This window comes from Paenibacillus sp. plas6 (assembly GCF_057221655.1).
Map to the genome: position 1 here is coordinate 3,987,565 of NZ_CM170151.1, position 24,765 is coordinate 4,012,329.

General features: G+C 40.0%; 22 protein-coding genes. 15 read left to right on the forward strand and 7 right to left on the reverse strand.

The genetic code is table 11. From position 1 onward, the window contains the following. Nucleotides 1-21: 21 nt before the first annotated feature. Entirely contained in the window at nucleotides 22-333 is a 312-nt protein-coding gene (locus AC2TDL_RS17605) for a DUF1292 domain-containing protein (RefSeq protein WP_484697347.1), read from the forward strand. Nucleotides 334-487: 154 nt separating this feature from the next. Here the strand turns inward: AC2TDL_RS17605 and AC2TDL_RS17610 are convergent, their stop codons facing one another. Continuing rightward, nucleotides 488-1,957, reverse strand: coding sequence for an aminotransferase class I/II-fold pyridoxal phosphate-dependent enzyme (locus AC2TDL_RS17610; RefSeq protein ID WP_484697348.1), 1,470 nt, complete (start codon nucleotides 1,955-1,957; stop codon nucleotides 488-490). 188 nt (nucleotides 1,958-2,145) lie between these two features. Between AC2TDL_RS17610 and AC2TDL_RS17615 the strand changes: the two genes are divergently transcribed. After that, on the forward strand, nucleotides 2,146-3,318 hold the full coding sequence (locus AC2TDL_RS17615; RefSeq protein WP_484697349.1) for an MFS transporter: 1,173 nt from the start codon (nucleotides 2,146-2,148) through the stop codon (nucleotides 3,316-3,318). Nucleotides 3,319-3,442: 124 nt separating this feature from the next. Here AC2TDL_RS17615 and AC2TDL_RS17620 read toward each other — a convergent pair whose 3' ends face one another. Further along, nucleotides 3,443-4,081 (reverse strand): YktB family protein, encoded by a 639-nt coding sequence (locus tag AC2TDL_RS17620; protein ID WP_484697350.1) that lies wholly within the window; start codon nucleotides 4,079-4,081, stop codon nucleotides 3,443-3,445. 214 nt (nucleotides 4,082-4,295) lie between these two features. Between AC2TDL_RS17620 and AC2TDL_RS17625 the strand changes: the two genes are divergently transcribed. Then, entirely contained in the window at nucleotides 4,296-4,892 is a 597-nt protein-coding gene (locus AC2TDL_RS17625) for a hypothetical protein (protein WP_484697351.1), read from the forward strand. Between the two features lie 199 nt (nucleotides 4,893-5,091). After that, nucleotides 5,092-6,534: an NADP-dependent phosphogluconate dehydrogenase gene (gndA, locus tag AC2TDL_RS17630; protein ID WP_484701273.1), complete on the forward strand. Its 1,443-nt coding sequence runs from the start codon at nucleotides 5,092-5,094 to the stop codon at nucleotides 6,532-6,534. A gap of 96 nt (nucleotides 6,535-6,630) precedes the next feature. Here the strand turns inward: gndA and AC2TDL_RS17635 are convergent, their stop codons facing one another. Further along, a complete protein-coding gene (locus tag AC2TDL_RS17635; RefSeq protein ID WP_484697352.1) occupies nucleotides 6,631-6,930 on the reverse strand; it encodes a hypothetical protein in 300 nt (99 codons plus the stop codon). A gap of 107 nt (nucleotides 6,931-7,037) precedes the next feature. On the opposite strand from AC2TDL_RS17635, the gene AC2TDL_RS17640 reads away from it, so the two are divergent. The 5 genes from AC2TDL_RS17640 (at nucleotide 7,038) to ptsP (ending at nucleotide 13,328) form a co-directional block, all read left to right on the forward strand. Next, a complete protein-coding gene (locus AC2TDL_RS17640; protein WP_484697353.1) occupies nucleotides 7,038-7,565 on the forward strand; it encodes a shikimate kinase in 528 nt (175 codons plus the stop codon). Nucleotides 7,566-7,582: 17 nt separating this feature from the next. After that, on the forward strand, nucleotides 7,583-8,878 hold the full coding sequence (gene aroA / locus AC2TDL_RS17645; protein WP_484697354.1) for a 3-phosphoshikimate 1-carboxyvinyltransferase: 1,296 nt from the start codon (nucleotides 7,583-7,585) through the stop codon (nucleotides 8,876-8,878). Between the two features lie 195 nt (nucleotides 8,879-9,073). Beyond that, entirely contained in the window at nucleotides 9,074-9,499 is a 426-nt protein-coding gene (locus AC2TDL_RS17650; RefSeq protein ID WP_484697355.1) for a CoA-binding protein, read from the forward strand. A 200-nt stretch (nucleotides 9,500-9,699) separates the two neighbouring features. Continuing rightward, nucleotides 9,700-11,586, forward strand: coding sequence for a glucose PTS transporter subunit IIA (locus tag AC2TDL_RS17655; RefSeq protein ID WP_484697356.1), 1,887 nt, complete (start codon nucleotides 9,700-9,702; stop codon nucleotides 11,584-11,586). Next, the gene (gene ptsP / locus AC2TDL_RS17660) at nucleotides 11,583-13,328 is read left to right on the forward strand and encodes a phosphoenolpyruvate--protein phosphotransferase (RefSeq protein WP_484697357.1); all 1,746 of its coding nucleotides are present in this window, start codon (nucleotides 11,583-11,585) and stop codon (nucleotides 13,326-13,328) included. The genes AC2TDL_RS17655 and ptsP overlap by 4 nt, the downstream gene beginning before the upstream one ends. On the opposite strand, the gene AC2TDL_RS17665 is transcribed toward ptsP, so the two are convergent. Continuing rightward, nucleotides 13,325-13,855 carry a type 1 glutamine amidotransferase domain-containing protein gene (locus AC2TDL_RS17665; protein ID WP_484697358.1) on the reverse strand — a complete coding sequence of 177 codons (531 nt, stop codon included), beginning with the start codon at nucleotides 13,853-13,855 and terminating at the stop codon, nucleotides 13,325-13,327. The genes ptsP and AC2TDL_RS17665 overlap by 4 nt on opposite strands. Before the next feature lie 61 nt (nucleotides 13,856-13,916). Between AC2TDL_RS17665 and AC2TDL_RS17670 the strand changes: the two genes are divergently transcribed. The 4 genes from AC2TDL_RS17670 (at nucleotide 13,917) to AC2TDL_RS17685 (ending at nucleotide 16,754) form a co-directional block, all read left to right on the forward strand. Next, entirely contained in the window at nucleotides 13,917-14,387 is a 471-nt protein-coding gene (locus AC2TDL_RS17670; RefSeq protein ID WP_484697359.1) for a VanZ family protein, read from the forward strand. Nucleotides 14,388-14,478: 91 nt separating this feature from the next. Further along, nucleotides 14,479-14,895 (forward strand): hypothetical protein, encoded by a 417-nt coding sequence (locus AC2TDL_RS17675; protein ID WP_484697360.1) that lies wholly within the window; start codon nucleotides 14,479-14,481, stop codon nucleotides 14,893-14,895. Nucleotides 14,896-15,042: 147 nt separating this feature from the next. Beyond that, nucleotides 15,043-16,053 carry a catabolite control protein A gene (gene ccpA / locus AC2TDL_RS17680; protein ID WP_484697361.1) on the forward strand — a complete coding sequence of 337 codons (1,011 nt, stop codon included), beginning with the start codon at nucleotides 15,043-15,045 and terminating at the stop codon, nucleotides 16,051-16,053. Then, complete coding sequence (locus tag AC2TDL_RS17685) at nucleotides 16,050-16,754, forward strand: 5'-methylthioadenosine/adenosylhomocysteine nucleosidase (RefSeq protein WP_484697362.1); 705 nt, start codon at nucleotides 16,050-16,052, stop codon at nucleotides 16,752-16,754. Before ccpA ends, AC2TDL_RS17685 begins: the two co-directional genes overlap by 4 nt. A gap of 69 nt (nucleotides 16,755-16,823) precedes the next feature. Here the strand turns inward: AC2TDL_RS17685 and AC2TDL_RS17690 are convergent, their stop codons facing one another. Together AC2TDL_RS17690 and AC2TDL_RS17695 are read right to left on the reverse strand one after the other, a co-directional pair. Continuing rightward, complete coding sequence (locus AC2TDL_RS17690) at nucleotides 16,824-18,017, reverse strand: acetoin utilization protein AcuC (RefSeq protein WP_484697363.1); 1,194 nt, start codon at nucleotides 18,015-18,017, stop codon at nucleotides 16,824-16,826. Between the two features lie 38 nt (nucleotides 18,018-18,055). Beyond that, nucleotides 18,056-18,694, reverse strand: a complete 639-nt coding sequence (locus tag AC2TDL_RS17695; protein ID WP_484697364.1) for a GNAT family N-acetyltransferase — start codon at nucleotides 18,692-18,694, stop codon at nucleotides 18,056-18,058. Nucleotides 18,695-18,872: 178 nt separating this feature from the next. Between AC2TDL_RS17695 and acsA the strand changes: the two genes are divergently transcribed. Next, a complete protein-coding gene (acsA, locus tag AC2TDL_RS17700) occupies nucleotides 18,873-20,606 on the forward strand; it encodes an acetate--CoA ligase (RefSeq protein WP_484697365.1) in 1,734 nt (577 codons plus the stop codon). Nucleotides 20,607-20,754: 148 nt separating this feature from the next. After that, nucleotides 20,755-21,255, forward strand: coding sequence for a GNAT family N-acetyltransferase (locus AC2TDL_RS17705; RefSeq protein ID WP_484697366.1), 501 nt, complete (start codon nucleotides 20,755-20,757; stop codon nucleotides 21,253-21,255). 153 nt (nucleotides 21,256-21,408) lie between these two features. Here the strand turns inward: AC2TDL_RS17705 and AC2TDL_RS17710 are convergent, their stop codons facing one another. Beyond that, nucleotides 21,409-24,558, reverse strand: a complete 3,150-nt coding sequence (locus AC2TDL_RS17710) for a transglycosylase domain-containing protein (protein ID WP_484697367.1) — start codon at nucleotides 24,556-24,558, stop codon at nucleotides 21,409-21,411. Nucleotides 24,559-24,765: the final 207 nt, after the last annotated feature.

Here is a 24,765-nt window from a genome sequence, read left to right on the forward strand (position 1 = left end):
AATTGAAATGAGGTAACAAGCGTGAGTGAACATCAACATGGGCCAGATTGCGGCTGCGGACATGACCACGAACATGAGGAGCATGTATTTATTATAACAGACGACGAGGGCGAAGAACGTGAGATGGTAATGGTATACACATTTGAAGCTGATGAAAATATGTATGCTGTACTCCTTGATCGTCAAGACCCTGAGCGTGACGGAGTAATTTTCCGTTTTGAAGAAGAAGGAGACGAAACCTTCCTAGTTGGTATTGAAGATGATGAAGAATGGGCACGCGTTGAAGCAATTTATGAAGAAATTGCGCGTGCAGAAAATGGTATCGAGGATTAATTTTCATTAGAAAATTAGTTTTGCGTTTTGCCAAACGGTAAAAAAAGGACAGCGGTAAGCTTTCAACCAATCCATTGTTTGTACAATGGAAGGAAAAGCTTGCGCTGTCCTTATTTGTTTATTTACTAACAATATGCTTCTTCGCTTCAACGAATTAGGAAATCGCTGTTTCTTCTACGATAACCTTAACATATTCAATGCTGCGATCCTCTGGTCCTTTAACTGGTAAGCCTACCTCAATATGCTCGATAATATAGTCGATATTGCGCTGAGAGATGACTTCACCAGGTAACAGAATTGGAATGCCTGGAGGATAAACATAAATAAATTCCGCCATAATGCGTCCTGCAGATTCCCTAAACGGAATAACCTCTGTTTCAGCATAAAACGCATCACGAGGAGTCAAAGAAAGATGCGGAATCTCTGGAACTTTAATAATCAATTCACGTGCCTCTGCACCCTCAAAAAACGTTTCAGATAATGTTTTTAAGGCAATAATAAGCTTTTGTATTGACTCTGCATTATCTCCAGGGGTTACAAGGCAAAGAATATTGTACATATCGCTTAACTCGATTTCAATATTAAAATGCTCACGTAACCAGTTTTCTGTATCATAGCCGGTTATGCCGAGATGTCTTACATGAATCGTTAGCTTAGTTGGATCGTAGTCATAAGTTGCTTCATCCCCAAGAATTTCTTCACCGAAGCAATATAGACCAGGTATTTGATTAATTGCTTCACGTGCTTGATTAGCTAAAGCAATTGCTTGATCCGCGATGCGTTCACCGTACAATGCTAACTGGCGGCGAGCAGTATCCAGTGAAGCGAGCAGCGGGTAAGACGTTGATGTCGTTGTCAGCATACTTAATATCGTTTGCACACGCTGTGGATTAACCAAGCCTTTGCGAACATTAAGCACAGAACTTTGTGTCATAGAACCGCCAAGCTTATGCACACTTGTTGCAGCCATATCAGCGCCGGCTTCCATTGCTGACATAGGAAGCTTTTTATTAAAATGAATGAGTACACCATGAGCTTCATCAACAAGTACTGGAATGTGGTAGCTATGGACTAGATCAACAATTTCTTTTAAATTGGCACAAATTCCAAAATAGGTTGGATTAATCACAAGCACAGCTTTAGCATCAGGATGACGCTCTAATGCACGACGTACTGAACGTGTTGTAATACCGTGATCAATACCAAGATTTTTATCCTGTGCAGGTGAAATAAACACTGGTCGTGCACCAGCAAAAATGATCGCTGATAACACTGATTTATGGATATTTCTTGGAATGATGATTTTATCACCAGGCGAGCAAACGGATAAAATCATCGCCATTATCGCTCCACTAGTGCCTTGCACAGAGAAGAACGTATAGTCAGCACCAAATGCGTCTGCAGCAAGGCGTTGAGCTTCTTGAATAACACCTGTTGGTTGGTGCAGGTCATCAAGCGGTGCAATATTAATCAAATCAATTGACAAAATGTTTTCGCCAACAAAGGAACGAAATTCAGGATCACTTCCCATTCCTTTCTTATGCCCTGGAATATGAAATTGGATTGGACTTTGTGCAGCATGCTCTTTGAGCGATGTAAAAAGTGGAGTGCGATGATGATCCATCGTCGACATCCCTGCCTTTCATCAGATGTACAAACAAATAGAGTATAACAAAAACAAAATGAGATGCAATACATTTTTGATAGAAACCTGCTGAAATGAAAATTTTATAATTAAAACTTGTGACGAAAAATTCATACTTTGCTTTGGACAAGTTATGATAGGATTAATGAATGGAGGGATAACGAATAATGGATAAACGAATGATAGTGGCAATGGCCATTTTAATGACAACATTTGTAGGGTTTGGTATTATCATTCCTGTCATGCCAGAAATCATTTTACAGTCAGCGTCGGACAATGCAGAATTACATAATGGAGCCATTTTGGCAATATATTCTTTAGTTTCATTTATTTTATCGCCTTTTTGGGGTGGTTGGTCTGATCGCATTGGCAGAAGAACGATTATTATCGTTGGCTTGATCGGTTTTGCGATTAGCTTTTTATTTTTTGGTTTAGCGGCTGGAAATTTGCCTTTGATGTACGTTGCTAGAGCACTTAGTGGTTTATTTTCTGGTGCAGTGACCTCTGTCATTGTTGCGTATGTTGCGGATATTACTACTGCAGAAAATCGGACCAAAGGAATGGCATTTGTCGGAATTTCTATCGGTTTTGGCTTTATGATTGGTCCTGCGGTCGGCGGAATGTTAAGTGTTCTTTCTTTAAGAACTCCGTTTTTTGTCGCAGCAGCGCTTTCCTTAGTTACCGCATTTTTTGCAATTGCCATTCTGAAAGATACTGGTGTGCGCACATCTAAGGAAGCAAGAGTATCACGTTGGAAGGCGTTCGAAGGGGTATCAAAGTTTCTTTATGTATTAGCTTTCTTTGTTACCTTTACACTTGCATTTTTAGAAGCAACGTTGCAATTATTTGGGATTCAGCGATTTGATGTTACACCAAATCAAGTCGGGCTTATGTTTTTATATTGTGGCTTAGTAGGGGCATTAATACAAGGCGGGGTTATTCGTCGTTATGTTAAACAGGGACAAGAGCCCAAATTTATTGTAGCGGGCTTAATTATATCTGCTGTTGGTTTCTTTATGCTACTAGGCGCCCATTCCTTTGCTTGGGCAACATTTTCCCTTGTAATTTTCGGGATCGGCAATGGCTTGGCAAGACCTTGTATCACTTCCCTAATTACATTGAAAACGAGAGTAGGTACAGGGGTTGCATCTGGTCTTAGCAATTCTATGGACAGTCTTGGACGTATTGCAGGACCATTAATTGGTTCGTTGTTATTCCATTTTTCTATTACATTGCCGTATTCCGTGGCAGGAGCGTTATGTCTGCTTGCGCTACTTCTTCTATATGGATTCAAGTTAGCGGATCGTAAAGCAAGTCATGCTGTCTCGGAATTAAAATAAGACAAGTAAGTTTAACCTCATAAACGAAAAGCCTTTGATTATCACTAATTATGCGTTTCATGCATAATTAGCAATGAACAAAGGCTTTTTCGTTATATTTGCTACATTAAGGACGATAGTCAGCTTAAGCTTGGCAAGCTTTTTGATAAAGCGGCATTAATTGTTGATACGTTTCTGCTGCATAGGCGATAAGTGCCTGCTCATCAGCAACGATCGGATCATTAGGCTTAAGATGGCGTCCAATTAATAGCTCAGCTTTACCTACATCACGAAAACGAGTGAGAATGTTAGTCCAATCGGATTCGTTAAGCTCACTGACAGGGGTAGCTTCTTTTTTCATATGATCTTGAGAAATTACATAATCATTAGGAACAAGCTCGATAACTTTATCCAAATCATTGAGCAAGGCAGTAGCAATATTGCGTTTATTTGGTAACTCATAAATAAATGCCAGCCAAATAAATAAATGATCATCAAATAGTCCTAACTGAAAATGAGGATGTGCCTTATATCCGCGTTTATTAGCACATAGAGCAAGCCAAGTATCATTTGGCGGATTTACTGTACGGCGTGCATGCTTGGCAATATGTAAAAACATTTCATTGCCTGCAAGCGGACTAACTTCTGCGGAAAGCTGCTCCCCAATACGTTGAAATTTCGGTCTAATGTTTTCAATTATCCCTTTCATACGTTCATTAAGTCCATCTATATGAAATACAGCAAAATCTTCACTAGTAAAGCCAGTTTTTGTCTTGATCGTCATGCATTTCGTCCTTTCTGTAATTATTGAGAAGTTTTATCATTTAATAATAATTATAACATATTCTTAGCTTAATGTCCGTATTATTTCAATAAAAGCAGAGAAAATAGTCAATAAACCAAGTTGCCAATACATAAGATGAAGTATAAGATAATGGTAAGAGGAAATAGTCAGAACATTTCGCCTATTTTCTCACACTAGCATAGGAGGGATTGCCGTGAATAGAAACTATGAAGTGGAATACTGCAACCTTGAGCTTCGTTTCGAGCGGCGGCAAATCCAAAATTTAATACGGGAGCTAATTCAGGAAGGATATTCACTTTATTGGAGTGAGACAGACGGAAAGTTTCTTGTTTCGATTCGCACAGGAAGAAAGCTTGTAAAGCTTCACTTCGAGAAAGTTAATGGATGCTACCGTATTGTTGGGGATTATGTGATTAAGGATGAACGTTTATCCGAGCTGCTTGAAAAGCTAATTAATGACTCACGCGGGCATGCTGTAGTAAAAAGAATCAAGGATCGTCAAATCGTAATCGAAAATATTATGTTTGGCGAAATCATTCGATTGGTGGAGGTGTCTGGTATGGAACATCGTATTATTTATCAGAAAAAACCTTTCGTTACCTTTGAAGACATGATTCAAGCTTTTCAGTCTAAACGTGCAGAAGAAAGAATAGGTGTACTACGATTAGAGCTGGATTATGAATTAAGTAATCTGCAGGAGGCCATTCAAAATAATGATAAAGCAAGAATTAAAGAAGTTACCGACAAATTGCAAGCTTTACGGATTGAGATGTTGCAACTTGAAGTCTAAACGTAAAGTTTTTGTAAAGGTACAGTAAAAAAAACGAGTGACGTAAATTATCACTCGTTTTTTTTACTTTTTTTGCATAAGATATAACAAGATATAAAAGAAACGCAGGTCTGCAATTGATAATCGTGATAAGAGAATTTATACAAATGTTGTTTTCTTATCAGGGCAAAAGGAGTAAAATAAAGACATTGTAAAAATTATAGCAAAGGGATGGAAAAACCAAATGTCTAAACAACAAATTGGCGTTATCGGTATGGCTGTTATGGGTCGCAATTTAGCCCTTAACATTGAAAGTCGTGGCTTTACAGTTTCTGTTTACAACCGTTCAAGAGAAAAAACAGATGAATTAATGGCTGAAATTGAAGGTCAAGGTAAAAATCTTGTGCCTACATACAGCATTGAGGAGTTTGTACAATCTCTTGAAGTCCCTCGCAAGATTTTAATTATGGTACAAGCTGGTGCTGGTACAGATGCAACAATTAACTCATTAGTTCCGCATCTTGACAAAGGGGATATCATTATCGACGGTGGTAATGCTTACTTCCCTGACACTCAACGTCGCAGCAAAGAGCTTGAAGCACTTGGCTTCCGCTTTATCGGTACTGGTGTATCAGGCGGTGAAGAAGGAGCGCTTAAAGGTCCTGCAATTATGCCAGGTGGACAAAAATCAGCATACGAGCTTGTTGAACCAATTTTAACAGCAATCTCTGCTAAAGTTGGCGACGACGCTTGCTGCACATACATCGGTCCAGATGGTGCAGGCCATTATGTAAAAATGGTTCATAACGGTATTGAATATGGGGATATGCAGCTAATTTGCGAAGCATATGATCTGTTGAAAAATATCTTAAATGTTTCCACAGAAGAATTGCATGAAATTTTCACTGAGTGGAACAAAGGCGAGCTAGATAGCTATCTAATTGAAATTACACGTGACATTTTCTCTAAATATGATCCTGAGACAGGCAAACCAATGGTTGATGTTATTCTTGACTCTGCTGGTCAAAAAGGTACTGGTAAATGGACAAGCCAAAGCTCTTTGGATCTAGGTGTACCTTTGTCCATCATTACAGAGTCTGTATTCAGCCGTTTCTTATCCGCAATGAAAGAAGAACGTGTTGCAGCAAGCAAAGTGCTTAAAGGACCTGAGCGTCCAGCATTTACTGGCGACAAAGCTGAATTTATTGAAAAAATCCGTAAAGCATTGTACGCAAGTAAAATTTGCTCATACGCACAAGGCTTTGCTCAAATGCGTGCAGCATCTGAAGAATATGGTTGGGATTTGCGTTATGGTGACATCGCGATGATCTTCCGCGGCGGTTGTATTATCCGTGCACGCTTCTTGCAAAACATTAAAGATGCATATGATCGTGATCCAAATCTTCGTAATCTATTGCTTGATGAGTACTTCAAAAATGTAGTTGAGTCTTATCAATCTGCATGGCGTGAAGTTGTGGCAACTGCAGTTCAATACGGTGTGCCTGTTCCAGCATTCTCTAGTGCGCTAGCTTATTTCGATAGCTACCGTTCTGAGCGTTTGCCAGCTAACTTGTTACAAGCACAACGCGATTACTTTGGTGCGCACACATTTAAGCGTGTAGACAAAGAAGGAACATTCCACTTCAACTGGCTGCAAGCTTAATGACTGAACAGGAAATTCGCCTTTCATCACTGTAATGTAATGAAACTGAAGGCCTTGAAGCCTTTGAATTCCAGCAACGAGTGATGAAAGGTGAATTTAATCATGGATTCCATGTAAAGCCTCGCGCAACCAATTGCGCAAGCGATCCGCTTCATGCTGACAGCTTGAGCTACGGCTAATTAATGCCATTGCTGCTTCTGCATAAGCATGGAAATTTTGTAAAAGACGTGGCTGCGATAGGCTCAGTATTGCTGGGTCTTGATCAGCCACTTTTTTCGTTATATAGCCAAGTATCCATATGACATCATCACGGGATAATGGGTGTGTAGGGTCTAAAATTTGTGCTATTTTTTGATTGGTTTGATCTTGAAAAGCGTGCCCAGGATGCTCTTTCATAGTAATTCCTCCTAAAATTAACGTATGGTTAATCGCTCAAATCTCTATCCATCATCCGCGGAAACTGTTATTATAGTGAAGATAAGCTCTTATAAAGGATGATTGCTATGAAAACCTTCAATAAAATTATCCTTATCGGTTTTATGGGGACTGGAAAATCAAGTGTAGCTGCTGGTCTAGCCGCAGAGTTAGCAATTCCCCATATAGATATGGATGCTGAAATTGTAAAAGCTGCTGGAAAAAGCATTTCTGACATTTTCGCAGAGCAAGGAGAACAAGCTTTTCGTGATTTGGAAAGCAAAGTCCTTCAATCATTGCTTCAAGATAATACTAGCGCTGTAATTGCAACAGGCGGTGGCGCAGTGCTTAGACCAAGTAATTGTGAACTTATGCTGCAGCATGGCTTTGTCGTTGCTCTAACTGCTAGTGAGCAAGTTATTATATCCCGTGTACAGCAAGATACAAGTAGACCTTTGCTACAAGGCGATGTAGCTGAGCGTGTTCGTGCTTTAATGCAGACACGTGCGAAAGCGTATGATTTTGCTCAATTAACAATTGATACATCAGAGCTCTCTATTGAAGAGATTGTCGCACAGATCAGTCAAGCTTGGCGTAATAAAGCTGTAAATAGCTAGAAAAAGGAGATTGAAACATGGATGTAATCGTTACCCCTACTCCGAACCTGCAAGGCGAAATCGGAGCGTTGTCTTCCAAAAACTATACAACGCGTTATTTACTTGTTGCAGCATTAGCTGAAGGAACAAGTACAATTTACTACCCTGCGCACAGTGAGGATAGTGATGCAATGCGCCGTTGTATTAAAGATTTAGGTGCAATTTTGGAAGAAGATGATGAAAAAATCGTAATTACTGGTTTTGGCCGCAATCCAAAAGATGTTAAGCAATTGGATGTTGGTAATGCTGGTGCTGTATTACGTTTCTTGATGGCAATAGCTTCTTTATGTCCAGAAGTTACATTTATTAATCGTTACCCAGACTCTCTAGGCAAGCGTCCACATGGTGACTTAATTGATTCGTTAACGTCAATGGGAGTGGAAATCGAGCATAACGAAGGAAAGCTGCCAATAACGATTCGAGGAGGTCGTCCTCGCGGTGGACATATTAAAGTTTCGGGTCAAATCAGCTCACAGTTTTTAAGTGCATTATTGTTTCTAACTCCGCTGCTTGAAGAAGACAGTGAAATTGAAGTGCTGCATGATTTGAAATCAAAAGTTGTTATTGGACAAACTCTTGAGGTATTAGAGCAAGCAGGTATTGTTATCCATGCAAGTGAAGACTATATGCACTTCAAAGTTCCAGGCAGACAATCCTATCAAGCGCGTGAATATACAGTTCAGGGCGATTACCCTGGATCAGCTGCGATTTTAGCTGCAGCAGCAGTAACTAATTCTAATGTTATTGTACACCGTTTAATGGAAAATAGTAAGCAGGGTGAACGGGCAATTGTTGATGTTTTGAAAATGATGGAAGTGCCATTAACGCATGAAAACAATACAGTTCATGTGCAAGGTAATTCCAAGCTAAAAGCAGTGGAATTTGATGGGGACCATGCAACTGACGCTGTGCTGGCAATGGTTGCTGCAGCAGTCTTTGCTGAAGGAACTTCACGCTTCTACAATGTTGAGAACCTCCGCTACAAAGAATGCGATCGTATTACTGATTACTTGACTGAGCTGCGCAAAGCAGGAGCGAATGTTGAAGAACGTCAAGCGGAAATCATTGTGCATGGTCGTCCAGAAGGTTTGCCTGGCGGTGTAGAAATTAATGCTCATTATGATCATCGCGTAATTATGGCGTTAAGCGTCGTTGGCTTGCGCTGTCAAAAACCTCTTCGCATAAAAGATGCTCATCATGTTGCGAAGTCATATCCTAATTTCTTTGATCATATGAAGGCGCTAGGTGCACAAGTCGAATGGGTTGAAGCCTAAGACGTATTTTGCTTACAAAGTTATTAAGCCGTTTTTTGTAGTTAAAGCTTCTAAAACAAGTTAGCAATTATGGAGCTAAAGCCTACTGTTGTCTAGTAATGCAACAGTAGGCTTTTTGCATTGGATGTAAGCTTTCCCTTTTACTTATTTATGTGATACTTTATTGATATATACTGAATAAAGAGGTGACATGTAATGCCATTTCAAAATCCAAGCCGTGAAGAAATTAAGGAAATACTAAAGCAATCAGAAGTTATTGCTGTTGTTGGTTTATCCCCTTCTCGTGATCGCGTTTCCTATATGGTTGCAGAGGCGATGCAACAGAAGGGTTATCGTATTATTCCAGTCAATCCAAATGCGAATGAAATTTTGGACGAGGTTTGCTATCCAACTCTTTCAGATATTCCTTTTCCAGTAGATATTGTCAATGTGTTTAGAAGAAGTGAGCATACACCGGAGGTTGCAGAGGAAGCAGCGAAAATCGGAGCAAAGGTATTATGGCTGCAGCTTGGTATTTATTCAGAAGAAGCGGCTCAAATTGCTGATGCAGCAGGAATGAAGGTGATTATGGATCGCTGCATTAAAGTAGAGGACTCTATTTTATTGCCTCATGGAAAATAAGCAGCTGAATGGTAAATTCCTTTTCCAAGGCTGAAGTGCTCAATTAAGGAGTCTTCAGCCTTTACTTTTGTTAGTATACTGAACAGAAACTTTGACAAAATGTAGACTACCCTTTAACATCGTTATAGAACTTTTTGTAGAAGATTTAAATTGGACAATACATGATGTTTATTTAGATAGATATAGAATGGAGGTAAGCTATGCCGTTTCTTGGGAATTTTCAGCAGCTAGGACGAGCCGTGATGCTTCCAATGATTGTTTTACCGGCAGCAGCAGTTTTTCAGAGCCTAGCGCAGTTACCATGGCAGCAATTTGGCTTATCGCAAATGGAAAGCTATTTAATGCTTGCTTCTACAGCCATTTTCAAGTTTTTACCTTATATTTTTGCACTTGGAATTGCACTTGGTCTTACAAGTAATGGACTTGGGGCAGGAATGGCTGCATTAGTCGGGATGTTTATCTATTCTGGTATAACCGCACATTATGAACCAGGAATAGAACCAACGGTGCTAATTGGTACGATTATTGGAATTATTGCAGGTGTCTCGCATTTACGCTTTAAAGACTTGCGCTTGCCTGAGTATATACAGTTTTTTGGCGGACCTCGTTTCGTTCCGCTGTTTGTCAGTGTTGTTACCCTTATTTTTTCAATGTTGCTTGTAAATGTGGCGAAGCAACTTGAATGGCTGCTCATTGAATTAGGAGAAGTCGTTAACATTGCAGGTGGCTTCGGTATTTTTTTATTTGGTTTTGTACATCGAATTTTAGTGATTTTTGGTTTGCATCATTTAGTAAGTCACCTTTTTTGGTTTCAGATCGGTGCCTATGAAACAGAAGCAGGTTATTTAGTTTATGGCGATTTGCCGCGTTTTTTTGCTGGCGATCCTGCTGCAGGAGCTTATATGGCAGGGCTTTATCCAACAATGATGTTTGCTTTACCTGCGATAGCCATAGCCATTATTCATGAAGCACGTGAGGATTTAAAACCAAAAATTAGTAGAACGTTTACATTGGCGGCGCTTTCCTCTTTTTTAACAGGGGTTACAGAGCCGGTTGAATTCGCATTTTTATTTGTAGCTCCTTATCTTTATGTCGTTCATGCGTTATTATCTGGTTTAATTATGTGGTTAACTTATGAGCTTGGAATTTTGCATGGTTTTTCATTTTCTGCAGGGGCAATTGATTATATTTTAAATATGCATCTCGCAACGAAAGGCTGGTTAATTATTCCAATTGGAATATTATCGGGGATTGTTTATTATTTTCTGTTTCGCTGGGCAATTCGAAAGTTTCAAATCCCTACTCCAGGTCGTGAGGAAGGTTCGTCACTTGATGAGTGGGTCGGAGATATTCCTTATCGAGCTCCGCTTATTTTGCAAGCGATTGGTGGGAAAAACAATATTATTCAGATGGAATCCTGCATCACAAGATTAAGGCTTAAGCTGCGTTCTGAGAAAGAAATGGATCTTAACGCACTAAGGAGCTTAGGTGCAGCCGGTATTATTCGTTTAGGCGGCGGTCATGTACAAATTGTATTTGGCACATATTCTGAGCTAATACGAGAGCAGATGCTAAAAACAATGCAACGGGATCAGCATCAAATTTCATTTCATTCACCTGTTCAGGGGAAAATGATTCCATTATCAGAAGTGCCTGACCCAATTTTTTCAGGGCAATTAGTTGGTAATGGAGTTGCTTTTATTCCTGAGCGCGGTGAGCTTGTATCGCCTGTGTCTGGTAAGGTAAGTTTAATCTACCCAACGATGCATGCCATTGGCTTAGTGACCGAGGAAGGGCTAGAGGTGCTGCTTCATATCGGAATAGAAACTTCTAAGCTTACTGGCGGTCAATATTTTAATGCAGTTGTTAAAGAAGGAGACCAAGTTGAGCCTGGTCAGCTATTAATTAAATTCAATTTGCATAAAGTAAAAAAAGACAGCAAGTCTCTTGCTACTCCAATGGTTATAACAAACTCAGAAGTAGTCAAAGCATGGCGGTTTGCTCCGTTCATGTCAGTGAAAAAGGGGCAATCTTCGATTATGTCAGTAGTGCTGGATGAGAGCAAGAGTGAGGGGGAAGTTCGATGATTCAAGGGATTGGTGCTTCAGCAGGGATCGCAATCGGCAAAGCATTTGTTCTGCCGAATTGGGAACTAGAAATTCCAGAAGAACGAATAGATGTGGCTGATTTTGCCAGAGAGTTCGAACGCGTTTATGAAGGCATTAGAACGTCGAAAGATGAGATAAAGCAAATTAAAGATGAACTTAGAGATACTGTAGGTGAACAGGAAAAACAAATCTTTGATGCACATCTAGCGATTCTTGATGATCCTGTCTTCATGAATGAGATACAGGGAATTATTCAGCGTCAATACAAGGCTGCAGAGGTTGCCGTTAAGGAGGCAGTTGATCATTTCGTAACGATGTTCGATTTGCTGGAAGACGAATATATGAAGGAGCGGGCGCTTGATATTCGTGATGTAGGGAATCGTTTGCTTAAGCATTTGCTTGGAGTACCTGAAATTCAGCTTCCAAGTGATAACCAGCCGTTTATTCTTATTGCAAAGGAGATATCTCCTTCTCAACTCGCTCATCTGAATCCTGAAAATGTATTAGGGATTATTACGTTAACAGGGAGCCCTAGCTCACATGCGGCAATTATGGCTAGAGCGTTAGGTATACCACTTATTGTTGGAGCAGAAGGAAAGCTTGTAGAATCGATTGTGACCGGTCAAATTGTAATTATGGATGGAAGTGACGGTACGGTATATGTGGAGCCTACAGAGCTAGTTGTAGAGCGTTACAAGCAGCTTCAAGCACAGCAAAGAGAAGCGAAAGAAATGCTGCAGCATCTTGCCAACTATCGTTCAGTAACTGCTGATGGTAAGTTTGTAAGACTAGAAGCAAATATTAGCTCACTTAAAGAGCTTGATATTGCGTTAAAAGGCGGTGCTCAAGGAGTAGGCTTATTCAGAACAGAGTTTCTTTATATGGATCGCCATTATTTCCCTTCCGAGGAAGAGCAGTATGCGGTATACGCCAAAGTTGCTGAAAAGCTGCATGAGAAGGGGGACACGCTCGTTATCCGCACCTTGGACATCGGTGGAGATAAGCAGCTTGATTATTATGAAATAGATGAAGAGCAAAATCCATTTATGGGGTATCGGGCGATAAGGATTTCTCTGGATCAGCCTGAACTGTTCAAAACACAGCTTCGCGCTATTTTGCGTGCTAGTGTATACGGTAATATTAAAATCATGTTTCCGTTTATAACTTCGATTACGGAGGTTAAGGTAGCTAAATCACTCCTAGAGGAAGCAAAGCAGGAGCTGCGCGAGAAAAACATAGAATTTGCAGAGAATATCCCTGTTGGCGTTATGATTGAAGTGCCAGCCGCAGTGATGATTGCCGATATTCTTGCTAAGGAAGTGGATTTCTTCAGTATTGGTACAAATGATTTAGTGCAGTTTACCCTGGCTGTAGATCGGATGAATGAACGAATATCGCAAATGTACGATCCATATCACCCAGCGATTATTCGCATGCTTATCTCAATCGTTGAAGCAGCAAAGCGCAATCACTTACCGATAAGTGTATGCGGTGAGTTGGCAGGAGATATAAGAGCATTGCCAATTTGGTTAAGCTTAGGGGTAGATTCTTTAAGTATGTCGGCTCATTCGATATTGCAGCTAAAATCCAAGCTGATTTACGCATCGCAGGAAGAATGCAGAGTCATTTTTAGCGAGGTGTTAAATTGCACGACAAATGAGGAAGTTAAAGCAGCGCTTGATCAATATATGGAGATCTATGATTTGACAGCGAATGGTTAACCCATTCGCTGTTCTAATGCTTGGACAAAAGCGAGAGCATAAGCAGGAAGATCAGGAGGGCGACGTGCAGAAATAAGATTGCCATCGACTACTACAGCCTCATCAACCCAGATTGCTCCTGCATTTTCCATATCATCTCGAATTCCTGGGGTAGATGTAACGGTTCTGCCTTGTAAGATTTTTGCGGAAATCAGCACCCAGCCTGCATGACAAATTTGTCCAATCGGCTTGTTTTGCTCATTAAGTTGACGTACGATTTCGAGAACTTTTGGATAGCGTCTTAGCTTATCCGGAGCCCAGCCGCCTGGAACAAGTAAACCGTCAATTTGATCGGCATCCAGTTCATCAAAGGAAAGATCGGCTACAGCAGGCACTCCGTACTTCCCAATATGTTTTGCTCCTTTTGTCGGACCAGCAAAAAGTACAGTTGCACCTGCTTCACGTGTACGATAAACCGGATACCAAAGCTCTAAATCTTCAAACTCATCATCTAATAGACAAATTACATTTGCATTTTGCATTGACATTTAAGATTTCCTCCATTTGAGATTTTAATTGTATTGTAATGAACCTGAAAGGCGGAAGCAAATGAAGAATGAAAAAAGAAATGTGCTAAATGAAAATCGTAACAAGGGAGTAACCCGAAGCAAGCGGCATAAGCTATTTCGCTGGTTGCCTGCATTAATTTGGATGGGAGTCATATTTTATTTGTCATCGAAAACAGGAGATGACTTAAATCGCGTAATTCCATTTTTTCAAAAGTTCTTTCCTTTCATGGAAGATTTTAATTGGGGACATTATGTCAGTTACTTTATTTTAGCAATTTGTGTTGATTTCGGATTAGGTAGTAGAGCAAGAAACTGGAAAGGCAAAATACTTGTTGTCGTAATTTGTATTTTATATGGAATAACAGATGAGATTCATCAATCGTTTGTCGGCGGTCGGATGATGGACATTATTGATGTGCGTAATGATGGGATCGGCGCAACTTGTTGGGTTTTGCTAGAATGCATCCCATTTATCCGCAGCTTATGGAAAAAATTAAGTTTAGCTGTTTAGCAGGAAATTAATCAAAAAATGTCGAATTCCTTTTACATACCATCTATATGTGAGTACACATATGTGAGATCGTGTGAGGGAGTGAAATCTCATGCAAAAGCAATGTAATTGTGGTGAGATCATGCATTTGAAGTTAAGAACGGTTATTTTTTCTGGTAAAGTTGAAATTGATAACGTACCGATTTATACATGCAATGCATGTAGCCATAGTGAAGTAATTTCAGCGGTAAAGGCTGATTTATCTGGATTAATTCAAGAATTAGGCGCGGATCCGCAAAAACAAAGCTATTTGTTTAATGAATGTAACGAATGGGCAAATATACTAGTAGAGTATAAATTGGCGCAAAAAACAGCTGAAACGGCTGTATATAAGCTGGAACAAATGATAGAGCAACGAACAAATGATTTGCTTGATCTTTATTTATTAGCCCAATCATTGCAAGACGAAGAATGGTTAGATTCTATTCGCAAACGACTTCAACAATTAGGTAAACAGTTGATGTGTTAGTGCAACATTATACATACAGACATATATTCAAAATTTGTATGTTACATTGGAGAAACATTGCGAAATTTGCTTTTTTACAGTATTATTATTCCAATATGTGATGAACGTATCAACCAATTTAATTTATAGTAAATGGAGAGAGTGCTCGTGACGGTAACAATATATGATGTAGCAAGAGAAGCAGGAGTTTCAATGGCAACTGTATCGCGTGTTGTGAACAATAATCCTAACGTTAAACCAGCTACACGTAAAAAAGTGTATGAAGCTATTGAACGATTAGGTTATCGTCCCAACGCAGTTGCTCGAGGTCTAGCTAGTAAGAAAACAACGACAGTTGGCGTTGTAATTCCTGATATTTCGAACGCGATTTTTGCTGAAGTTGCGCGAGGAATTGAAGATATTGCAAACATGTATCATTACAATATTATTTTGTGTAATGCAGACAAAAAGAAAGAGAAAGAAATTCGAGTAATCAATACTTTGCTTGAAAAACAAGTTGATGGTCTATTATTTTTAGGTGGAGCTGTGACAGAAGAGCATCAGCAGGCTTTCCGCACTGCGAATGTTCCTATTGTACTTTGTGCTACATCAGACGAGTCAGGTAATATTCCTTCTGTTGATATTGACCATGAGCAAGCGGCTTATGATGCTGTACAAGCATTAATTAAGCAAGGGCATAAAAAAATTGCGATGATCAGCGGTACACTTGAGGATCCATCCAACGGATATGCTCGTTTTAGCGGCTATAAAAAGGCATTGGCAGAAGCAGGTATTGATTATGATGAAGCTTTGGTTCGAATCGGCAACTATCGTTATGAATCAGGAGCGGAAGCAATGCGTTATTTCCTTGATTTAGCTAATCGCCCAACTGCAGTATTTTCTGCAACAGATGAAATGGCAATTGGAGCGATTCATGCTATTCAAGACCGTGGTTTACAGGTTCCAGAAGATATTTCAGTAATTAGCGTAGATAATAGCCGCATGGCATCAATGGTTCGTCCACAGCTTACAACTGTTGCTCAACCAATGTATGATATTGGCGCAGTATCCATGCGTTTGCTTACAAAGTTAATGAAAAAAGAGCATGTTGAACATGCGCAAGTCGTTTTGCCGCATGAACTTATTTCTCGTCAATCTGTTGGAGGAAACAAGGCATGAGCTTCAACAAAATTGGTATAATCGGTGCCATGGTTGAAGAGATAGAGCTGCTTCATCAAAACGTTAAAAATATTACTGAAACCAAGAAAGCCGGTATTACTTACTTTGCCGGCACTTTACATGGGAAAGATGTTATTTATTGCAAATCAGGAGTTGGAAAAGTGAATGCAGCTATTTGCACGCAGGTGCTGCTTTCATTTGGCGTTGATGCCGTCTGGTTTACTGGTGTTGCAGGAGCATTAGACCCTAAATTAGAAGTAGGCGATATTGTTATTTCTAGTAGTGCGCTGCAGCATGATATGGATGTAACACCGCTTGGTTTTGCTAAAGGAGTAATTCCTTTTCAAGAGCAATCTGAGTTTCATGCAGATCCAGCATTAATAGAGCTAGCTGAACGAGCTGGACAAGCTTTATTCCCTAATCGTACATTAATCGGCAAAGTGCTATCAGGTGATCAATTTATTGCTGATAGAGAAAAGGTTAAGGAATTATATGAGCAATTTGCAGGAGCTTGTGCCGAGATGGAAGGCTCAGCAGTTGCACAGGTTTGCACGGCAAACGAGACACCTTTTGTCATTATTCGTTCGATGTCTGATAAAGCAGATGGTTCTGCAGATGTTACATATCAAGAGTTTGTCGTAACAGCAGCCAATAATTCGTATGCAATTATTGACTATATGCTTTCAGAGCTTAGTCAATAACTTATGAATATCATTAATATAAAGCTGATGGCTTTTGGCATTGCATGTCTAAGTCATCAGCTTTTTGCTTTAAAATCCTTGAATTGCAAGTTGAGCGATTTGAGCATTGCGAGCAGTAATTTCTTCACGACGCGGAATTTGCTCAATTTCACCTTCAACATCTTGCCAATATAGCGGCAGTGGTTCAGTTGCTAGCGTCTTCCATTTGTCGATCCACTTAGCAGGAAGCGGGGTATATTGTTTGCTTTTAGTTGCTCGTTTTAGTTCCAACCGTAATGGATGCTGACTCATTTCTAGCCATACTAATGCCCAAGCACGAGGTACAACTCGCCACAAGTCATAGCCACCTCCGCCAATTGCAACCCATCTGCCATCACAATGTTGGTGAGCCAGCTCATGGATTAGCTCAGGGATACGCTCATAAATTTTCATTGAGCAATGTAAATGAGAAAGCGGATCAAATGCATGGGCATCACAGCCATGCTGACTTACAATTAGATCGGGCTTATAATGCTCTATTGTACGTTTTACTGTCAGCTCAAAGCTGTTTAGCCAAGATTCGTCCTCTGTATAGGGCTCTAAAGGGACATTGACTGTTGCTCCATAGCCTTGCTCTATGCCTCGCTCATATTGGTAACCGGTTCCTGGGAACAGATATTTACCAGTTTCATGAATCGAGTAAGTGCAGACGGAAGGATCAGCATAAAATGCTAGTTGTACACCGTCCCCATGATGCACATCGGTATCGATATATAACACACGCAACTGATGTCTTTGCTGTGCAGCACGAATGGCGATAACAGCATCGTTATATATACAAAAGCCAGAGGCTCGATTAGGCATCGCGTGGTGCAGTCCTCCCGCCATATGATAAGCATGCTGCATATTGCCGTTTGCGACCTGCTCGACAGCAAAAACTGTACCAGCAACAATTGCACAAGCTGCCTCATGCATTCCGCGAAAAAAAGGCGTATCATCACCATGCAAACCGTACTGCTCTGCACTATCCATTGCTTCACTGGAAGGATGTTCAGAGCTTAGCTCTTTTATAGCTTGTATATACGATGGTTGATGTGCTAATGGCAGCAACGTATCCATATCATAAGTTGGAGGGAGAAGGATGTTCTCTTTCGTTATCGCATGAACATGCTCTAGCAGTGAAATTGTTAATAAATAACGTACGGGACTAAAGGGATGATCCGCTTGAAAAGAATAGCTGTTAGCGGTGCTCGAATGAATAAAGCATATATTAGACCTTGTCATATAAGGACACTCATTCCTTTCTAATTAGTGCAATAGCACTAATACATAAAACGGTTGCGGAAGCGAACTCGGTCAAATTGCTCAACAGAGGATAGCGGCACTTCCGGACCAATCTTTACCATTAAGCAATTAGCTGGGTGGGAGCAAATTTCAGGATCATCTGTTGCGTACCAAATCATATCAACAGATTGCATAAGCTTTTCCATCATTTTGCGATAATCCCAAACGTTCAGACCACTGCCTTCTAAGTCCCAATGCCAATAGTATTCCGTAGTATAGACGATTACATTGTCGAGCTGGCCTTCAGCAAACGCTGTTTGAATCATTGCTTTACCAAGACCCACTCCGCGATAAGCATCTGCTACTTCTACAGCGCCTAATTCTATAAGATCTTCCATATTGCCTTCTGACCAACGCTCGTATGGATCAGGATAATGAAAGGTAACATAGCCTACAATATGTCCATCAAGATGAGCTGCAATAATTCTCCCCTCTGGCAAACCAGCGATTTCGACTAAAGCGGCATGTTGCTCATGCGGTCTGCGAAAGGCATCCAGTGTTTCATCTAATTTCATTTTTTCTAAACGCTCAGGAGGAATTGGACCTTCAATCAAAACGGTTTGATTTAAAGAAGTGATGTAATATTCCTTACACTGGAAACGCTTTCTATGTTCCATATGTTGCTCCTTTTCTATTAAATAAAATCTAATGATAGTGTAGTAGCAATAATAATATATAATATACAGAAATATTCATGATAAGGAAAGAATAGTAATTTTTAATATGAATATGTTATAATAGTTTGTTGTAAGCGCATACTTTGGATTTTATTCGAATAGTTAGGAGAGTGAAAATATGATCGACACGCATCAAGAACGCATTCCTGCAACTGTTAAAGATGGAAATTTGCAAGATTATGAAGCTGCAAAACAAAATTTTTCTTGGGAGCAGATAGAAGCTCAATTTAGTTGGGCAAAAACTGGCAAAGTCAATATAGCCTATGAGGCAATTGATCGACATCTTGAGCAAGGGCGTGGCGAGAAAGTCGCTCTAATTTATAGTGATCCACAACGTGAAGAACAATATACATTCGAGCAGTTGAGCAAAGCCAGCAATCGCTTTGCTAACGGAATCCGAAAGCTTGGGATAAAAAAAGGAGATCGTGTCTTTATTTTCATGCCTCGTACTCCTGAGCTTTATATAAGTGTACTTGGAAGCATAAAAGTAGGCGCAATCGTTGGTCCGCTATTCGAGGCTTTTATGGAAACTGCAGTTAAAGATCGATTACTTGACAGTGGTGCAGTCGCTATAGTTACGACTCCAGCATTGCTGCCTAGAGTAAAAGTGGATGAATTGCCGGACTTGAAACATATTATATTGTTAGACGGTGAATCTGAGCTAGCAGATAAAATACCTGGCGTAGTGCGCTACAGTGAATTGTTAGCTGGAGTAAGTGATGAAACAGAAATCGAATGGGTGGACCGTGAGGACGGTTTAATCTTGCATTATACTTCTGGCTCAACAGGTAAACCGAAGGGAATTTATCACGTGCATAATGTGATGATCCAGCAGCTCTACACTGGTCAAATCGTACTTGATTTAAAGGAAAATGATATATACTGGTGTACAGCAGACCCAGGCTGGGTAACTGGCACGTCGTATGGTATTTTTGCTCCTTGGCTCAACGGAGTTACCAATGTCGTACGGGGCGGACGATTTAGTCCAGCAGACTGGTATAGTGTCATTGAAAAGTACGGTGTTACAGTGTGGTATAGTGCGCCAACAGCGTTCCGTATGCTGATGGGTGCTGGTGATGATGTCGTAAAGAACTATAACCTAAGCAGTTTACGTCATGTGCTTAGTGTCGGTGAACCTTTAAATCCTGAAGTTGTTCGCTGGGGCTTAAAGGTTTATGGTCAACGAATACATGATACATGGTGGATGACAGAAACGGGTGCGCAATTAATTTGCAATTATCCTAGTATGGATATTAAACCTGGTTCAATGGGCAAGCCAATTCCAGGTGTTGATGCAACAATTCTTGATGACCAAGGAAATGAGCTTCCGCCTTATCGTATGGGGAACTTAGCTATTCGAGTAGGTTGGCCGTCCATGATGCGCAAAGTATGGAACAACGAAGCGAAATATGTTGAATATTTCCGATTTAATGGCTGGTATATTTCTGGCGATTCTGCCTACCGCGATGAAGACGGATATTTCTGGTTCCAAGGACGTGTTGATGATGTAATTAACACTTCTGGGGAACGGGTTGGTCCATTTGAAGTAGAATCTAAGTTGGTAGAGCATCCGGCTGTTGCTGAAGCAGGAGTTATTGGCAAGCCAGATCCAGTTCGTGGAGAGGTTATTAAAGCCTTTATCTCATTAAGAGAAGGTTACACTCCATCTGAAGAGCTTGAGCAAGATATTAAGAAATTTGTCAAGGAAGGTTTATCTGCTCATGCCGCTCCGCGCGAAATCGAATTTAAGGATAGGCTACCAAAAACAAGAAGCGGTAAAATTATGCGTCGTGTGTTAAAAGCATGGGAGCTGAATTTGCCAACAGGAGATCTATCAACAATTGAGGATTAATGATGATTGATTCATAGAGTTTGAAATGGTATTATTTCAAATAGTATTATATATAATGATTTCATAAATGTTTAGACTAGTCTGTCATATTCTCCTTAAAGTAGGGAGCTGTGGCAGGCTTTATTATGGAAGGAATAGGAGTGGAATAATGAGTATCCAGCTAGAGAGTGTGAATACGACTGAACAATATGAACTTGTAGCTAATTTAGCGGAAAGAATTTGGAATGAATATTACATAACGATTATTACTCAAGAGCAAGTCGATTATATGCTTGATCGTTTTCAATCAACTGAAGCAATTCAGCGTCAAGTAGAACAAGAAGGATACAACTACTTTTTTATCGTAAATGAGCAGGGCGAGAAGGTTGGTTATACGTCAGTTAAATCAGAAAATGGCAAACTCTTCTTAAGTAAATTATATGTATTAAAGGAGCAACGTGGTCAAGGCTATGGTAGTGCTGCACTTGCAGCAATTAAGCAATTTGCTAAGGCGCAAGCGTGCACCTCAATTTGGTTGACCGTTAATCGTGATAACGCTGCATCGATCTCGACATACAAGCGTAACGGTTTTGTTATCGCTTCTGAGAAAGTTGCAGATATTGGAAATGGCTTTGTTATGGACGACTATATTATGGGACTAAGTCTATAGGCAAATTAAGAGATAGATACAAGAGTTCTAGAGGAGTAAAAGATAGAGCAAGGCGAGCGCTCTGATTTTATATGATGAAGTAACGAAAAAAAGAGGCAGGATAGAACTTGTGTTTGACATTCTATCCTGCCTCTTACTCATTTTAAATATCCATTACTGAGCCACGAGACTAGCGGAATAACTTGACTCACCAGCATCATTTACCGCAGTAACGACGTAAGCACCACCAGATTGAGCACCGCTATGTTCAAAGAAGGCTGTGTTTGAAGAGCCAATTTTAACATAGTGACCATCATTATTTTCACTATAATAGATGCGATACTCAGTTATTTGCTCACTAATCGGGTTATCTGTCCAACTAAGCATCAGATTTATACCGACATATTCTCCATGTAATCCCGTTGGCGCAGAAGGAACTGTAAGCTCTATGCCCTCATTATTGTCAGTATCTTCCCCGTTGCTATTTTCATTACCATTATTATGACCATCATTAGGTTGATTACCTTGATTTCCATTTGGAGAATCATCAGGTGAGGATGGATCATTGATGTCAGGCAACGGATTAAAGTTACCGTATTCAGCAGTTAGGCTTGGCTTCGATTGCTTGCCGACTACGTCTACAGCTACTACATAAAAGCTTGTATGCTGACTAGGATCAACATTTACTGTAACAGAGTATTTATCTTTACTATACAGCACAGAGTTTCCATACTTTTCATAGTCTCCACCGTTTACCGAGCGGAAAATACGATAACCTACAACGTCTTGCGAGCTACTGTTTTCAAAGCTTAACACGAATGAACCGTTGTCGCTACGATTCAATCTAACGTTAGGCGGTGCAACAGGATCAGCGCCGTCATCTTTTCTAGGGTCAACAATTGACGGAGCATCGCGACCAGCATCTGCTGGAATATAAATAGATAGATCGCGACGACTGCTTGCAGGTAATTTCGATTGTGCTTCTCTTAGGTCAACCATTAATTGGTCTAATGGCGTTTTGCGCACAATTACGACCTTCTCAATAAGCATGTCTTCTGGAGTTAGCTCATTTGGCTTGTAGTTAATGCCGTTATATTCAATAATTTTCATTTTAACGAGCGTCTCATCGACTTTTTTAGGAAGATACTGCTTATTAAACCAATCTGTAACTAATAATCCTTCAGCTTTATTTAATGCAGATGGCAATAGACCGCTAGTAGAAGAAACAGTTGCTTTTACTACTCCATCTGGTTTAGTAAACTCTTTATTTTCGAACAGGTCAGGACGTTTTTCTGTTAGTTCATTCATAATGAGCGCCCAGACTGAACGAGCTCTTGTTCGACCATTAGTTGAAAGTGTATGGATAGGTTTTTCGTAACCAGCCCATACCCCTAAAGTAACATCTGGCGTGAAGCCTACAAACCAAACATCGCCATAGCTTTGGGTAGAACCTGTTTTACCAGCAAAAGCGATAGATTTATAAGCTTTTAACTGATTGCGTAAGGATGCACCTGTACCTGCGCCGTCAGCAATTACGGTGCGAAGCATATCCGTCATCAGAAACGCAGTTTGCTCAGAGAAAACTCGTTTCGGAGTTAGCTTATGTTCATATATAACTTTTCCGTTTGGATCAGTTATTTTTTCGATCATATAGGAATCATTAAGCTCACCCATATTAGGAATTGCACCATAAGCATTTGTCATTTCTTCTACAGTCACACCACGTTCTAGACCACCGATAACCCCAGTTTTTGCATAATAGTCTGAATCTGTTATCGTAGTAATACCTAGCTCTTTAACAAAATCGAGAGCAACAGGAATCGTTAACTCTTCATTGTAAATTTTTAGAGCTGGTATATTAAGTGAACGATTTAAAGCTTCACGAGCTGTTACAAGTCCGAAAAACTTGCGACTCGAGTTGAGCGGAATATGATATCCTTTTTGTCCATCCGTTAAAATTAACGGTGAATCGTCAATAATACTAGCTGGCTGTACAAGCCCTTTTTCTATTGCAGGCAAATAGGCAGCTAACGTTTTCATTGTAGAGCCGGGTTGACGTACCATTTGTGTTGCATGGTTCATTTGCTCTTTATAGAAATCTCGGCCTTCCAGCATGCCAAGAATCGCACCAGTAGAATGATCAATTAAAATAGCTCCAACTTGTTCGATTCCTTTTTCAGGGCTGTCTGGTGTGAAGTTATCTGGATTGCTCCCAATTTCATGCATAATATCATAAACTTCTTTATCGATCGTAGTATAGACATGATAACCACCGCGAAGAAGCGCATCGCGGGCATCCTCAACTAAATGAGCATTTTCTTCCTTATTTAAATCCTCTAAAGTAAGGTCACTGTTTTGCTGAAGCAATAATATTTTTGCAGCTTCTCGCTCAGCTTCAAGCATTAGGAAAGGATACGTATTGTAGGCCTTTTCCGTAGGCTCTGCAATTGATGAACGAATATCAAAATTAAGTGCCTCTGCATATTGTTCATTCGTAATTTTACCTGTTTCTAGCATTCGTTTTAATACAGTATGTTGACGTCTAATCGCATTTTGAATGCCTTCCTCATTATAGTTGCCGCTTCCAGTAAACGCTGTATATTTGGATGGAAGCTGAGGCAAACCTGCTAAATAAGCTGCTTGAGCAATATTCAACTTATTTAAATCTTCAATTCCAAATATCCCTTTGGCAGCAGCTTTAATCCCAAATACTTGATACCCGTTTGAACCGTTACCAAAAGGCATTTTATTTAAGTATGCTGTAATAATTTCTTCTTTTTTCAAGTAACGTTCCATACGAATGGATAAAAAGATTTCTTTAATTTTACGACTTTCAGTACGATCTAGACTTAAAAATACTCGTCTAGCTAACTGTTGCGTTAATGTACTACCACCAGTTTGTGTATCTTCATTAAGCAATCTTTCCTTTATCGCACGTCCTAGTCCGTAAGCATCGATACCAATATGATGCCAAAAATTTTGATCTTCTGTGGCTACGAGTGCATCAAGCACAATTTGCGGAATTTCATCGTATGTAACGACAATGCGGTCTTCATCAGTACGCAATTGTCCGACCAGTGTTCCATCATTAAAGTAAACATAGCCAGTCATTGAATATTCCTCAATTTTACTTTGAATATAAGATTGAGATCGTATTTCCTCGTCCTTAACATTGGCTGCGACATAACCAATGACTGTACCACCGGCAAGTAAGCCGCCAAAAATTAAAAATAGAATGATCCATTTCAAAGCTAAGAAGCTAATAAGGCCAAACCACCGTAAAGCGCCATAAGGACGCAAGTGCGGTTTTTGATCACCGTTCATTCGTTTACATACCTCCTCCAGCATATCCTCATTATTATATCATAGAATAGTTACGATTCGCATTTTTTTGTAATTAATGAAACGGATTACATCCAAAAATAGTATAATATAGTGGATAGGAGACATTGCCAATTACGTAATCTTATGGTTTATTCTTAAAAAGCTGGATGAGGCAGCAATGTAAACCTTTCTACATTTGTTATAAAC

Bases quoted from the DNA above. Each gene is read 5' to 3' on its own strand.
- AC2TDL_RS17710 (WP_484697367.1), bottom strand. From the start codon at position 24,558: ATGAACGGTGATCAAAAACCGCACTTGCGTCCTTATGGCGCTTTACGG.
- AC2TDL_RS17620 (WP_484697350.1), bottom strand. From the start codon at position 4,081: ATGACGATCAAGACAAAAACTGGCTTTACTAGTGAAGATTTTGCTGTA.
- acsA (WP_484697365.1), top strand. From the start codon at position 18,873: ATGATCGACACGCATCAAGAACGCATTCCTGCAACTGTTAAAGATGGA.
- ptsP (WP_484697357.1), top strand. From the start codon at position 11,583: ATGATTCAAGGGATTGGTGCTTCAGCAGGGATCGCAATCGGCAAAGCA.
- AC2TDL_RS17650 (WP_484697355.1), top strand. From the start codon at position 9,074: ATGCCATTTCAAAATCCAAGCCGTGAAGAAATTAAGGAAATACTAAAG.
- AC2TDL_RS17675 (WP_484697360.1), top strand. From the start codon at position 14,479: ATGCAAAAGCAATGTAATTGTGGTGAGATCATGCATTTGAAGTTAAGA.
- AC2TDL_RS17615 (WP_484697349.1), top strand. From the start codon at position 2,146: ATGGATAAACGAATGATAGTGGCAATGGCCATTTTAATGACAACATTT.
- AC2TDL_RS17695 (WP_484697364.1), bottom strand. From the start codon at position 18,694: ATGGAACATAGAAAGCGTTTCCAGTGTAAGGAATATTACATCACTTCT.
- AC2TDL_RS17665 (WP_484697358.1), bottom strand. From the start codon at position 13,855: ATGTCAATGCAAAATGCAAATGTAATTTGTCTATTAGATGATGAGTTT.
- aroA (WP_484697354.1), top strand. From the start codon at position 7,583: ATGGATGTAATCGTTACCCCTACTCCGAACCTGCAAGGCGAAATCGGA.
- AC2TDL_RS17705 (WP_484697366.1), top strand. From the start codon at position 20,755: ATGAGTATCCAGCTAGAGAGTGTGAATACGACTGAACAATATGAACTT.
- AC2TDL_RS17635 (WP_484697352.1), bottom strand. From the start codon at position 6,930: ATGAAAGAGCATCCTGGGCACGCTTTTCAAGATCAAACCAATCAAAAA.
- AC2TDL_RS17685 (WP_484697362.1), top strand. From the start codon at position 16,050: ATGAGCTTCAACAAAATTGGTATAATCGGTGCCATGGTTGAAGAGATA.
- AC2TDL_RS17640 (WP_484697353.1), top strand. From the start codon at position 7,038: ATGAAAACCTTCAATAAAATTATCCTTATCGGTTTTATGGGGACTGGA.
- AC2TDL_RS17670 (WP_484697359.1), top strand. From the start codon at position 13,917: ATGAAGAATGAAAAAAGAAATGTGCTAAATGAAAATCGTAACAAGGGA.
- AC2TDL_RS17655 (WP_484697356.1), top strand. From the start codon at position 9,700: ATGCCGTTTCTTGGGAATTTTCAGCAGCTAGGACGAGCCGTGATGCTT.
- AC2TDL_RS17610 (WP_484697348.1), bottom strand. From the start codon at position 1,957: ATGGATCATCATCGCACTCCACTTTTTACATCGCTCAAAGAGCATGCT.
- AC2TDL_RS17690 (WP_484697363.1), bottom strand. From the start codon at position 18,017: ATGACAAGGTCTAATATATGCTTTATTCATTCGAGCACCGCTAACAGC.